This window comes from Escherichia sp. F1 (genome assembly GCF_046764225.1).
GTDB lineage: Bacteria > Pseudomonadota > Gammaproteobacteria > Enterobacterales > Enterobacteriaceae > Escherichia > Escherichia coli.
Genome location: NZ_CP177202.1, coordinates 1,479,049 through 1,492,666 on the forward strand (window position 1 = coordinate 1,479,049; position 13,618 = coordinate 1,492,666).

Below are 13,618 nucleotides of genomic sequence, written 5' to 3' on the forward strand. Positions count from 1 at the left end.
ATGAAGCTTCGCCTGTCGGCGCTTGCTCTGGGAACTACGCTTCTGGTGGGGTGTGCGAGTTCCGGTACAGATCAGCAAGGGCGTTCTGACCCGTTAGAAGGGTTCAACCGCACCATGTACAACTTCAACTTCAATGTATTAGACCCGTATATTGTTCGACCGGTCGCTGTCGCCTGGCGTGATTATGTTCCGCAACCGGCGCGTAACGGTTTGAGCAACTTCACGGGCAACCTGGAAGAACCTGCGGTGATGGTTAACTACTTCTTGCAGGGCGACCCTTATCAGGGGATGGTCCACTTTACCCGCTTTTTCCTGAACACCATTTTGGGGATGGGCGGCTTTATTGATGTTGCAGGGATGGCGAACCCGAAACTGCAACGGACTGAACCTCACCGCTTCGGTAGTACGCTTGGTCATTATGGCGTGGGTTATGGGCCGTACGTTCAGTTGCCATTCTACGGTAGCTTCACGCTGCGTGATGACGGTGGTGATATGGCGGATGGTCTTTACCCGGTTCTTTCCTGGTTGACCTGGCCGATGTCTGTGGGTAAATGGACGCTTGAAGGGATCGAAACTCGTGCGCAGTTGCTGGATTCCGACGGTCTGCTGCGTCAGTCGTCCGACCCTTACATTATGGTGCGCGAAGCGTACTTCCAGCGTCATGATTTCATCGCTAATGGCGGCGAACTCAAACCGCAGGAAAATCCGAACGCGCAAGCGATTCAGGATGATTTAAAAGATATCGATTCTGAATAAGAAACAAATAAAAAAGGTGAGTCGCAAAACTCACCTTTTTTGTTGTTATCCCTCAATTACCCCATGTAAAAGAAGATAAACCGACAATGGCCTGGACGTAATTATGTAAAAATACTGATGTTCGTCACTGACTATTTCCGATATTCAGGCGTTGAAAAATAAAAAAAACTGGAAAAATAATTTTAAATATCATCAAAATTAACACCTGGCGCATATAGTTGATTAATTTAATTTTGATATTCCGTCTGGCAATTTTGAAGCTTTTCTTCAATTTTACCTTTGAGTTCCTTATAGTGCTTATATATATTTTGAGAATGGTCAGCGTTAGCTTCGTTACCGAATAAAGTAGAAACTATTTCTTTTGTATTCTCAAGTGTATATTTTCTATTATCCTCTTAAAATTGATATCCTCTTGCTAGATTTGAAGGATTAAAAGCTTCGTTAGGTTCTCTCAGTCTTTCCCCTTTGAGTTCGTTTACAACTTGATGATCGGAACCTGTTGCAAATGATTCTGCAATGATTGCTTTACTGTGTTCAAACCACGCAGAAGCACTCCTGGCATTTTTACTACAATATTGGGTGAGATTATCACCATCAATACGAAATCCTTTTTGAATGTGGTAGCCATCCTGATCGTAGTAACCGAGAGATAAGTAATCATTTCCATTTTTATTTTTAATTACAATAGCGAGAGAGGCACCTTTTTGATCTATACCGTACCAGGTAAATAAGTCCGTTGGTTCACTTTTCCCGCTCTCATCGAACTCCGTTACCGTATGTCTGAGTTTGTGTGATATTTTATCGAAGATAAAACTTGGATCTTCATCATATATTTCTTTTATTGCGCTGAAGATCATTTTCTTGTTATTGATATCATTAGTATTCTCTACTACATTTTCATTGATGATGGTTTGGCCGACTTTTTTGTTTTCATCGTTCGCAGGTGATTTTGTTGGTTCTTGATTTTCAATATCAATATCAAAAGTAATATCGTCTGTATCATTGGAGTCAATGCCAATATCACTACGATCATCAATACCACTAACAATAATACCATCAGTAAACTCAGCATTATTTATATCATCATGAGTCTTCTCAACTATGTTGTCATTAATGATAGCACGGACGAGTTCTTTGTCTTTATAGCTCGCAAGTAATTTTATTGTTCCTTGGTTATCGATACCAATAGTAATATGGTCTGTATCATTGGAGCCAATATCAATATAAGTAACTGAGGAATTATTAATATTAAATCTATCAGGATTGTCGTTTCCTCGTATGGCGTTTTTTATAAGCGCAAGTAGATGTTTAACACAGGTGCTTATTCCTTCCTTACCATTAAAAAGGTTTTTGAGCTCTTGTACTAATCCATTAACTTCATCATTGTTATTTTCATTGATAGATTCTGTGTAAGCAGCGCTGGTGTTGTTGATTGAAATAGATGGTAGCATGATTTTATTCCATGTTGATTGATTTGTTACAAATATATATTACCTAATAAAATAGACTATCAAAAAACGCTCATTTATTTAGACCCTATCTTTAATTTGAGTGTATGAGCGCACAATAGCCAGGGTGGTTTGAGTATCCTGGAAATTCAGAAAAGTAAACTCTTTGAGAAAGACGAGCAGAACGCCTGAAAATATGCCTTTCCCTTCAGGTTTGTCTGTGGATACCACTTAATGATTTGAAAGGGCAAGCTACCATCAGGCTGTTTGCAAAACTCAGGAGGCAAGCAATGAGGAAACAACTTTCATTGAAGTGTGGGAGTTAAAGTCACCTGCATAGCAGGTGACTTTATCCAGGCGAACGCGTTATCAGAACGCGTAGTTAAAGTTAGTACCGAACAGCCAGGCTTTACCTTCAGACTCGAACTGGTATGGGCCTTCGTTAATTTTCACGCTCTGACCGTGCATATAAGAAACACCAACATCGACTGAAGCATCTTTATTAAATGCGTAAGTCGTACCTGCACTCAGCCAGAAACGGTCCTGGTCCGGAATGGAGATAGAACGATTCTGTGCCGGAACTGGGCTGTCATCAAAGGCGATACCGGTACGGAAGGTCCAGTTATCATCGTAGTAATAAGTGGTTCCCAACGCGATGCGGTAAGCATCTTTAAAGCCTTCATGTTTCTGGAACAGCGTGTCGCCACTCGTTGAGGTCGCTTTCAGCTGCTGGAACTGACTCCAGCTGGTGTAAGCCAGGCTATAGTGAATCGCCCACTGCGGATCAACACGGTTATAACCCGACACTTCCCACATTTCAGGCAGGTTCAGCGTCAGATAACCCGATTGCGTTGCGCCACCTGTCGCGGTAGGTATTGGTAAACCGTAGTTATTAAACGCACGATTAAGATCGCTGCTGTAGTTACCTTTGAAGTCAATTTTCACTTCAGAACGGTAGGTCAGTGCATAGCGGTTATTTTTATCCAGTTCATACAGGATACCGGCGTTCCAGCCAAAGCCCCACTGGTTACCGTTCAGATGAGCGATTTTGGTATTACTGTCGATACCGTTGGCGGTAGCTGCCAATGCTTGCCCTTGAGGAGTCTTCCCGGCAGGAGATTGCATGATCTGACCGGCAACCAGCTGCCCCAGATCGCCTGCGAAACGTTCAATTTTCGCGCGAGCGTAGACGGCGTTGAAACCAAGACCAAAGCTCCATGCATTATTTAAGCGATACGCACCGCTTAAGTTCAGGTTCATGGTTTCAAGGTCGGTTGTACCCCCGACAGAGCCGCCTGCATAAGTATCGTTAAACTCTGTTGCCAGGCCATAGTTAGAGGTAATAGAAGCGCCCCAACCAAATTGGTCGTTAATCGGTGCAACAAAGTGCATGTTCGGAACCCATGCCGTAGGCGCGATGTTATCGGCTTTCAGGCTACGACCAGATGGAGACGTTCCGCTGATATTTACATCCGGGTCAATATAAACCGCACCCGCAGAAAATGTCGGGCGGTCAAACATGGTAATCAATGCGGGGTTACGGCTAACGTTACCTGCATCATCGGCAATTGCGCCTTCCCCTGAATAAGCCCGGCCCAGGCCAGAGGAAGAAAATTCGTTTAACTGAAAGCCTGCCGACCAGGCCTGGGTGGAGATAAGTGCCACTGCGACTGCGAGAGCAGACTTTGTAAACAGGGTTTTCTGGCTCATGACCATAACCTCAATGATTTATTTTTATACAAACTATGTTACGTGCTGTAACAGGAGCGCGAAGTGTAGGGTCTGAGGTACATCTTAGAAATCAGACCAGTGGCGAGAGTATAGGTCGGACCAGCTGGAATGTTGCAAGTATGTTTCTATCTTTTTTCAAATATGATCTAAGAAACGCGATCCAGCTGGCAAAATTTGGAGGTGGCGCACTCATGGATTCGGGTGAATTTTGTTTTAGATCATTTTTAAGTGTGATTTCGGTCACTTATCCGATTTTGCAGAATTAACAACTGGAGCAGCACTTTCCGGAAGCGTAAAATATCCACAACGTTTATCTGGCACCTTGGGTGCACATACAGAGGAAATCAACGATGAGTAAATGTAGTGCTGATGAAACCCCGGTTTGCTGCTGTATGGATGTTGGCACCATTATGGACAACTCCGACTGCACCGCGTCTTACAGCCGCGTGTTTGCAAACCGCGCAGAAGCAGAACAAACGCTGGCGGCGCTGACTGAAAAAGCCCGTAGCGTGGAATCCGAACCGTGCAAAATCACCCCGACTTTCACTGAAGAGTCTGACGGTGTGCGCCTGGATATCGATTTCACTTTTGCCTGCGAAGCTGAAATGCTGATCTTCCAGCTGGGTCTGCGTTAATTCCTCTCGGGTACGTACGCCCCTGTTAGTTGTTGGCAGGGGCGTTTTATTTTCTCTTCTACTTTTCTCTCTGTGTCATAGCTCCCACTTTCCCTTTTCTCCACTTGGCTAAATGTAAAAAAATGGTTAAGACTATGATCAGGTCAGACCACTTTATTTATTATTTTACAGGGGAGTGTTATGGGTCAGGTTTTACCGCTGGTTACCCGCCAGGGCGATCGTATCGCCATTGTTAGCGGTTTACGTACGCCTTTTGCCCGCCAGGCGACGGCTTTTCATGGCATTCCCGCGGTTGATTTAGGGAAGATGGTGGTAGGCGAACTACTGGCACGCAGCGAAATTCCCGCCGAAGTGATTGAACAACTGGTCTTTGGTCAGGTCGTACAAATGCCGGAAGCCCCCAACATTGCGCGTGAAATTGTTCTCGGTACTGGAATGAATGTGCATACCGATGCTTACAGCGTCAGCCGCGCTTGCGCTACCAGTTTCCAGGCGATTGCAAACGTCGCAGAAAGCCTGATGGCGGGAACTATTCGCGCGGGGATTGCCGGTGGGGCCGATTCCTCTTCCGTATTGCCAATTGGCGTCAGTAAAAAACTGGCGCGCGTGCTGGTTGATGTCAACAAAGCTCGAACCATGAGCCAGCGCCTGAAACTCTTCTCTCGCCTGCGTTTGCGCGACTTAATGCCCGTACCGCCTGCGGTAGCAGAATATTCTACTGGCTTGCGGATGGGCGACACCGCCGAACAAATGGCGAAAACCTACGGTATTACTCGCGAACAGCAAGATGCATTAGCGCACCGTTCGCATCAGCGAGCCGCTCAGGCGTGGTCAGACGGTAAACTCAAAGAAGAGGTGATGACTGCCTTTATCCCTCCTTATAAACAACCGCTTGCCGAAGACAACAATATTCGCGGTAATTCCTCGCTTGCTGATTACGCAAAGTTGCGTCCGGCGTTTGATCGTAAACACGGGACGGTAACGGCAGCAAACAGTACGCCGCTGACCGATGGCGCAGCGGCGGTGATCCTGATGACCGAATCGCGGGCGAAAGAATTAGGGCTGGTACCGCTGGGATATCTGCGCAGTTACGCATTTACTGCGATAGATGTCTGGCAGGACATATTGCTCGGTCCGGCCTGGTCAACGCCGCTGGCGCTGGAACGTGCCGGTTTGACAATGAGCGATCTGACATTGATCGATATGCACGAAGCCTTTGCAGCTCAGACACTGGCGAATATTCAGTTGCTGGGTAGCGAACGTTTTGCTCGTGATGTACTGGGGCGTGCACATGCCACTGGCGAAGTGGACGATAGCAAATTTAACGTGCTTGGCGGTTCGATTGCTTACGGGCATCCCTTCGCGGCGACCGGCGCGCGGATGATTACCCAGACATTGCATGAACTTCGCCGTCGCGGCGGTGGATTTGGTTTAGTGACCGCCTGTGCTGCGGGTGGGCTTGGCGCGGCAATGGTTGTGGAGGCGGAATAATGGAAATGGCATCAGCGTTTACCCTTAATGTCCGTCTGGACAACATTGCTGTTATCACCATCGACGTACCGGGTGAGAAAATGAATACCCTGAAGGCGGAGTTTGCCTCGCAGGTGCGCGCCATTATTAAGCAACTCCGTGAAAACAAAGAGTTGCGCGGCGTGGTGTTTATCTCCGCGAAACCAGACAACTTCATTGCTGGCGCAGACATCAACATGATCGCCAACTGCAAAACGGCGCAAGAAGCGGAAGCACTGGCGCGGCAGGGTCAACAGTTAATGGCGGAGATTCATGCTTTGCCCGTTCCGGTTATCGCGGCTATTCATGGCGCTTGCCTGGGCGGTGGGCTGGAGTTGGCGCTGGCGTGCCACGGTCGCATGTGTACTGACGATCCTAAAACGGTGCTCGGTTTGCCTGAAGTACAACTTGGATTATTACCCGGTTCAGGCGGCACCCAGCGTTTACCGCGCCTGATAGGTGTCAGCACAGCATTGGAGATGATCCTCACTGGAAAACAACCTCGGGCGAAAGAGGCATTAAAGCTGGGGCTGGTGGATGACGTCGTTCCGCAATCCATTTTACTGGAAGCCGCTGTTGAGCTGGCAAAGCAGGATCGTCCATCTTCACGCCCTCTACCTGTACGCGAGCGTATTCTGGCGGGGCCGTTAGGTCGTGCGCTGCTGTTCAAAATGGTCGGCAAGAAAACAGAACACAAAACTCAGGGTAACTATCCGGCGACAGAACGCATCCTTGAGGTTGTCGAAACGGGATTAGCGCAGGGCACCAGTAGCGGCTATGACGCTGAAGCCCGTGCTTTTGGCGAACTGGCGATGACGCCGCAATCGCAGGCGCTGCGTAGTATCTTTTTTGCCAGTACGGAAGTGAAGAAAGATCCTGGCAGTGATGCGCCGCCTGCGCCATTAAACAGCGTGGGAATTTTAGGTGGTGGCTTGATGGGCGGCGGTATTGCTTACGTCACTGCTTGTAAAGCGGGGCTTCCGGTCAGAATTAAAGATATCTACCCGCAGGGCATAAATCATGCACTGAAGTACAGTTGGGATCAGCTGGAGGGCAAAGTTCGCCGTCGTCATCTCAAAGCCAGTGAACGCGACAAACAGCTGGCATTAATCTCCGGAACGACAGACTATCGCGGCTTTGCCCATCGCGATCTGATTATTGAAGCGGTGTTTGAAAATCTCGAATTAAAACAACAAATGGTGGCGGAAGTTGAGAAAAATTGCGCCGCTCATACCATCTTTGCTTCGAATACGTCATCTTTACCGATTGGTGATATCGCCGCTCACGCTACGCGACCTGAGCAAGTTATTGGCCTGCATTTCTTCAGCCCGGTAGAAAAAATGCCGCTGGTGGAGATTATTCCTCATGCGGGGACATCGGCGCAAACCATCGCTACCACAGTAAAACTGGCGAAAAAACAGGGTAAAACGCCAATTGTCGTGCGTGACAAAGCCGGGTTTTACGTCAATCGCATTTTAGCGCCTTACATTAATGAAGCTATCCGCATGTTGACCGAAGGTGAACGGGTAGAGCACATTGATGCCGCGCTGGTGAAATTTGGTTTTCCGGTAGGCCCAATCCAACTTTTGGATGAGGTAGGAATCGACACCGGGACTAAAATTATTCCTGTACTGGAAGCCGCTTATGGAGAACGTTTTAGCGCGCCTGCAAATGTTGTTTCTTCAATTTTGAACGACGATCGCAAAGGCAGAAAAAATGGTCGGGGTTTCTATCTTTATGGTCAGAAAGGGCGTAAAAGCAAAAAACAGGTCGATCCCGCCATTTACCCGCTGATTGGCACACAAGGGCAGGGGCGACTCTCCGCACCGCAGGTAGCTGAACGGTGTGTGATGTTGATGCTGAATGAAGCAGTACGTTGTCTGGACGAGCAGGTTATCCGTAGCGTGCGTGACGGAGATATTGGCGCGGTATTTGGCATTGGTTTTCCGCCATTTCTCGGTGGTCCGTTCCGCTACATCGATTCTCTCGGTGCGGGTGAAGTGGTTGCAATCATGCAACGACTGGCCACGCAGTATGGTTCCCGTTTTACCCCCTGCGAGCGTTTAGTCGAGATGAGCAAGCGTGGGGAAAGTTTTTGGAAAACAACTGCAACTGACCTGCAATAAGAAGGTCAAAGCTATATGAATCCGCGCTGAATGGCGGAGTGTTGCTCAAAATGTAAACGCATATTGACTATACTTACGCCATTGAGGTAAAAAACAGCGTTTCATTCGGTGAATGGATAAGGCACAATGCCGGCCACCGTTTTCTTTCTCTGGTTTCAGATGAAAGAAAACGGGCGAATCTGGTTAACAAAAGCGGTGCAATATGCAAGTTTTTATCATGCGTCACGGCGACGCAGCCCTCGATGCCGCCAGTGATTCGGTTCGTCCTCTGACCACTAACGGTTGTGACGAATCTCGCCTGATGGCGAACTGGCTGAAAGGTCAAAAAGTGGAAATCGAACGCGTTCTGGTGAGCCCGTTCCTGCGAGCCGAGCAAACACTGGAAGAAGTAGGGGATTGTCTGAACCTGCCTTCCAGTGCAGAAGTTCTGCCGGAGTTAACGCCCTGCGGCGATGTTGGTCTGGTCAGTGCGTATCTCCAGGCACTGACCAACGAAGGTGTCGAGTCGGTACTGGTGATCTCCCACTTACCCTTAGTCGGGTATCTGGTTGCCGAGTTATGTCCGGGCGAAACGCCGCCTATGTTTACCACCTCGGCCATTGCCAGCGTAACGCTTGATGAAAGCGGAAACGGCACATTCAATTGGCAGATGAGCCCATGTAATCTGAAGATGGCAAAGGCGATTTAATACGCATGCACAAGGCCCGCTGGTGTAAGCTATCGGGCCTTTATTTTCTGGCAATGTTGAATTTTTTTAATCTTATTGTACTAACAATGATCCGCTTGTGATCGAATAGTCATAATTTTATATGGTATGACGCTTTTATTTGTGGAAATTTACATATTGAAAGAAAATTTACTTTTATTCATAAATTATTTTTCTGGAAGCATTTTTAGGTAAATAATGACTAAAGTGAAAAATATTATTGGGTCTTGATTTTATATTAATTATAGTGTTTTAATATTATATCGTTGCGAAATTAATATCACAAGATAGTCATTGCCATGTGATTGTTTTTGACTTTGATTTATTCACTGAATTTTTGCATTTGCCGTTTTTTTGAACTCATTCTTCATAACTGAGATGAAAAATTTCAGTAATTATTATCCCCGTCCATTAATTAAGTATTTCTAACTTTTAATGTTAGAAAATTTAAATTGCATCAGTCATATTAAAATATCAACATGTTCGGCACGCCAAAGAATATTATATCAAGGAACCTGTTTTTTCAGGAGCTGAAAATCTGTTCATTGGCTGCTTAAAAGTCGCTGTAAAAATTGAAGAAGCTCTACGTCAATATTTCAGTTGGCTTATATTCTAATTATTTATGGTTTAAGGACAAATAATGAGTAAGTTTGTAAAAGCAGCAGTTGCCACGGCAATGCTCATGGGGGCGCTGACTTCAGCATCAGTCGTTGCCGCAGGGAATAACGGTACAGTGAGATTTTACGGCACAATTGAAGACTCCCCGTGCTCAATTGTTCCTGACGATCATAAACTGGAAGTGGATATGGGCAGCATCGGTACGGGTTCTTTAACCGGCGGCAAAACAACCACACCAAAAGATTTCCAGATTCGTTTACAGGACTGTAATTTCAATACTGAAACGACAATGTCTACCACATTCACCGGTAATCCGTACTCTACTAACGCAGATAACTATTCTCTGTCTAACATGGATAATGGAACTGAAATTCCAAACGTTAGCCTGGTTATCGGTGACCAGCACGGTACAGGTTATGCTCTGGGAGCAGAGATTAAGCAACCTATCGTGAAGGACAGTTCAACGGGAAAAGGCAAACCTAAACAAACTCTGAACTTTAAAGCATGGTTAGTGGGGGAAACGGCTGCTGTAACACCAACACCGGCACCGTTTGAAACGCTGACGACGTTCCAGATCACGTATCTCTAATGTATTTCCCCCATAGCTGCAAAGTTATGGGGGTTATAACTACCAAATAACTAAATTATAAAAAATCATGGATGGATACGCCGATGCCAGAACATTCTTTTCTCCGTTTACGGGGGCTTTCGTGGTGGATTGCTCTGGCAATTTCTGGAAGTCCATTTAATGCCCTGGCAGACGATACCATTCAGTTTGATGGCCGATTTCTTGATTTAAAAGGCAATACCAAAATTGATTTGGGGCGTTTTTCGCAAAAAGGCTATGTAGAACCGGGAAAATATAACTTACGTGTTCATGTAAATAATCAGCCGTTACCTGACGACTACGATATCTACTGGTACGCAACTGAAAACGATCCGAATAAATCATATGCCTGCTTATCGCCAGAGCTGGTTGCCCAGTTTGGTCTGAAGGAAGATATTGCGAAGAATTTGCAATGGATCCGCGATGGTCAGTGTCTGAATACGGCACTTTTAGCAGGTACAGAAATTAGCGGCGATTTAGGCCAGTCTGCACTCCTTGTTTCTGTACCGCAGGCTTATCTGGAATATACCGACAGCGAGTGGGACCCGCCTTCGCGCTGGGATGACGGTATCCCTGGGCTTATTGCCGATTACAGTATCAACGCGCAAACCCGACATGAAAATGGGGGTGATGACACTAACGACATCAGCGGTAATGGTACGGTCGGCGTTAACGTTGGGCCGTGGCGCTTACGAGCTGACTGGCAGAGCGATTATCAGCATACCCGCAGTAACGATGACGGCGACACTGACGATAGCGGTACGCAAAAAAACTGGGAGTGGAGTCGTTACTACGCCTGGCGCGCCTTGCCGTCATTAAAAGCCAAACTTTCGCTGGGCGAAGATTACCTCAACTCCGATATTTTTGATGGTTTCAGTTACATTGGCGGCAGCATCAGTACCGATGATCAAATGTTACCGCCAAACCTGCGCGGCTACGCCCCCGATATTTCAGGTGTTGCACACACTACCGCTAAAGTGACTGTAACCCAAATGGGCCGTGTCATTTACGAAACCCAGGTGCCCGCAGGGCCATTCCGCATTCAGGATATTGGCGATTCCGTCTCTGGCACGCTGCATGTCCGCATTGAAGAACAAAACGGCCAGGTACAAGAATACGACGTCAGCACGGCGTCCATGCCATTCCTGACTCGCCCCGGCCAGGTGCGTTATAAAGTGACAATGGGGCGTCCACAAAACTGGGACCATCAGGTTGCAGGTAGCTTCTTCTCGGGCGGCGAGGCATCGTGGGGGATTGCCAATGGCTGGTCGCTCTACGGCGGTGCGTTAGCCGATGAAAACTACCAGTCGGCGGCGCTGGGCCTCGGTCGTGACCTGGCGCTGTTAGGCGCGTTAGCGTTTGATGTCACTCACTCTCGTGTTCAACTCGACGATAACAGCGTGTATGGCAACAAAACGCTGGACGGCAACTCTTATCGCGTCAGCTATGCCAAAGATTTTGATGAACTCAACAGTCGGGTGACGTTTGCTGGATACCGCTTCTCTGAAAAAAACTACATGACCATGAGCGAGTATCTGGATGCGAACGACGACGACCGGGCGCGCACCGGTAACGACAAAGAGATGTATACGGTCACCTATAACCAGAACTTCACGGATGCGCGCGTTTCGGTCTATCTCAACTATTCCCACCATACCTACTGGGATCGCCAGGATCAGACCAACTACAATATGATGCTTTCTCATTATTTCAATTTAGGAAGCCTTCGCAACCTGAGCGTTTCTCTGACCGGTTATCGCTACGAATACGATAAAAGTGCCGACAAGGGTGTTTATCTGTCCTTAAGTTTGCCGTGGGGCGACAACAGCACTATCAGTTACAACGGCAACTATGGCAGCGGTGCCGACAGCAATCAGGTGAGTCTGTATCACCGCATTGATGACGCCAGCCACTACACGTTAAGCGCCGGAACCAGCGAAAACCACAGCAGCGTGGATGGCTACTACAGCCACGATGGTACTCTGGCAAAAGTGGATCTCAGTGCCAACTACCATGAAGGGCAATACACCTCAGCGGGGATCTCTTTACAGGGCGGGGCAACGTTGACCGCTCACGGCGGGGCGCTGCATCGTACACAAAACATGGGCGGTACACGTCTGTTAATCGACGCTGATGGCGTTGCTAATGTGCCGGTTGAAGGTAATGGTTCCGCCGTTTATACCAACATGTTCGGCAAAGCGGTGGTGGCTGATGTGAATGATTACTACCGCAACCAGGCTTATATCGATTTGAACAAACTGCCGGAAAACGCTGAAGCTACAAAATCAGTGGTTCAGGCAACGCTGACGGAAGGCGCTATTGGCTACCGTAAATTTGCGGTGATCAGCGGTGAGAAGGCGATGGCAGTGCTGCGCTTGCAGGATGGCAGCCATCCGCCATTTGGGGCGGAAGTGAAAAACGATAATCAACAACAAGTTGGATTGGTTGATGACGAAGGTAATGTTTATCTGGCAGGCGTTAAACCGGGTGAACATATGACCGTTTTCTGGGAGGGTGAATCTCACTGCGGTATCAGCCTGCCAGACCCGTTACCGAATGACCTGTTCAATGGCTTGTTGTTGCTATGCCAGCAAAAGGGGGGAAGTTCTCCCGTCATACCGCATGATATTCAACCCGTCATTCAGGAGCAGACACAACAGGTGACACCAATGGAACCGCCGATGTCTGTTTCATCGAACCAATAACGTGATTAAGGAATGATCCATGACTAAATATCTCTCTGCCAAAACATTGACAACGGTACTGTCGTTACTGGCAGCAACGGTAAGTTTTTCTACCCAGGCGTCAGTAACGCCCGATCGTACTCGCCTGATTTTTAATGAAAGCGATAAATCTATCAGTGTGACGCTGCGTAATAACGACCCCAAACTGCCTTATCTGGCGCAAAGCTGGATTGAAGATGAAAAGGGCGTCAAGATCAGCTCGCCGCTGGCGGTATTGCCGCCTGTACAGCGCATTGAAGCAATGATGAATGGCCAGGTTAAAATTCAGGGCCTGCCGGATATTCATAAATTACCTGCCGATCGGGAATCGATGTTCTATTTCAACGTGCGCGAAATTCCGCCGAAATCGAACAAATCCAACACGCTACAAATCGCTCTTCAGACGCGTATCAAACTTTTCTGGCGACCGAAAGCTCTGGAAAAAAACACCACGCAAAACCCGTGGCAGCATAAAGTGACCTTAACCCGCAACGGTCAGGAATTTACTGTCAATAACCCGACGCCGTATTACGTCATTTTCAGTAATGCCAGCGCACAGAAAAATGGCAATCCGGCAGCCGGTTTCTCGCCTATAGTGATGTCGCCGAAAACCTCTGCACCGCTGAATGTGAAGATGGGGAGTGTGCCGGTACTGACCTATGTCAACGACTATGGCGCTCGGATGCCGCTCTTTTTCACCTGCAACGGTAACAGTTGCCAGGTTGATGAAGAGCAGAGCCGCAAAGGCTGAGGCCGGGA

10 protein-coding genes and 1 pseudogene are annotated in these 13,618 nt (G+C 47.6%); 8 read left to right on the top strand and 3 right to left on the bottom strand.

Annotated features, from left to right (window positions below; genetic code table 11):
- Positions 1-756: a phospholipid-binding lipoprotein MlaA gene (gene mlaA, locus ACK8NJ_RS07035; RefSeq protein WP_000776768.1), complete on the top strand. Its 756-nt coding sequence runs from the start codon at positions 1-3 to the stop codon at positions 754-756.
- Between the two features lie 227 nt (positions 757-983).
- Here mlaA and ACK8NJ_RS07040 read toward each other — a convergent pair.
- From ACK8NJ_RS07040 to fadL, 3 genes and pseudogenes are all read right to left on the bottom strand, one after another.
- A pseudogene (locus ACK8NJ_RS07040) lies at positions 984-1,121 on the bottom strand (hypothetical protein); the annotation flags it as partial.
- Between the two features lie 30 nt (positions 1,122-1,151).
- On the bottom strand, positions 1,152-2,207 hold the full coding sequence (locus ACK8NJ_RS07045; protein WP_411962290.1) for a hypothetical protein: 1,056 nt from the start codon (positions 2,205-2,207) through the stop codon (positions 1,152-1,154).
- Between the two features lie 366 nt (positions 2,208-2,573).
- The gene (fadL, locus tag ACK8NJ_RS07050; protein ID WP_001362313.1) at positions 2,574-3,914 is read right to left on the bottom strand and encodes a long-chain fatty acid transporter FadL; all 1,341 of its coding nucleotides are present in this window, start codon (positions 3,912-3,914) and stop codon (positions 2,574-2,576) included.
- A 371-nt stretch (positions 3,915-4,285) separates the two neighbouring features.
- On the opposite strand from fadL, the gene ACK8NJ_RS07055 reads away from it, so the two are divergent.
- The 7 genes from ACK8NJ_RS07055 to ACK8NJ_RS07085 all read left to right on the top strand — a co-directional run bounded on the left by ACK8NJ_RS07055 (position 4,286) and on the right by ACK8NJ_RS07085 (position 13,610).
- Positions 4,286-4,570, top strand: coding sequence for a YfcZ/YiiS family protein (locus ACK8NJ_RS07055; RefSeq protein ID WP_001296261.1), 285 nt, complete (start codon positions 4,286-4,288; stop codon positions 4,568-4,570).
- Between the two features lie 180 nt (positions 4,571-4,750).
- Positions 4,751-6,061, top strand: a complete 1,311-nt coding sequence (gene fadI, locus ACK8NJ_RS07060; protein WP_411962291.1) for an acetyl-CoA C-acyltransferase FadI — start codon at positions 4,751-4,753, stop codon at positions 6,059-6,061.
- A complete protein-coding gene (gene fadJ, locus ACK8NJ_RS07065) occupies positions 6,061-8,205 on the top strand; it encodes a fatty acid oxidation complex subunit alpha FadJ (protein WP_411962292.1) in 2,145 nt (714 codons plus the stop codon). Before fadI ends, fadJ begins: the two co-directional genes overlap by 1 nt.
- Before the next feature lie 202 nt (positions 8,206-8,407).
- Positions 8,408-8,893 carry a phosphohistidine phosphatase SixA gene (gene sixA, locus ACK8NJ_RS07070; protein ID WP_096930848.1) on the top strand — a complete coding sequence of 162 codons (486 nt, stop codon included), beginning with the start codon at positions 8,408-8,410 and terminating at the stop codon, positions 8,891-8,893.
- A 658-nt stretch (positions 8,894-9,551) separates the two neighbouring features.
- On the top strand, positions 9,552-10,118 hold the full coding sequence (locus ACK8NJ_RS07075) for a fimbrial protein (protein ID WP_000033308.1): 567 nt from the start codon (positions 9,552-9,554) through the stop codon (positions 10,116-10,118).
- 83 nt (positions 10,119-10,201) lie between these two features.
- A complete protein-coding gene (locus tag ACK8NJ_RS07080; RefSeq protein WP_411962293.1) occupies positions 10,202-12,841 on the top strand; it encodes a fimbrial biogenesis outer membrane usher protein in 2,640 nt (879 codons plus the stop codon).
- A gap of 19 nt (positions 12,842-12,860) precedes the next feature.
- On the top strand, positions 12,861-13,610 hold the full coding sequence (locus ACK8NJ_RS07085; protein WP_000170521.1) for a fimbria/pilus periplasmic chaperone: 750 nt from the start codon (positions 12,861-12,863) through the stop codon (positions 13,608-13,610).
- The last annotated feature ends 8 nt before the right edge of the window (positions 13,611-13,618 follow it).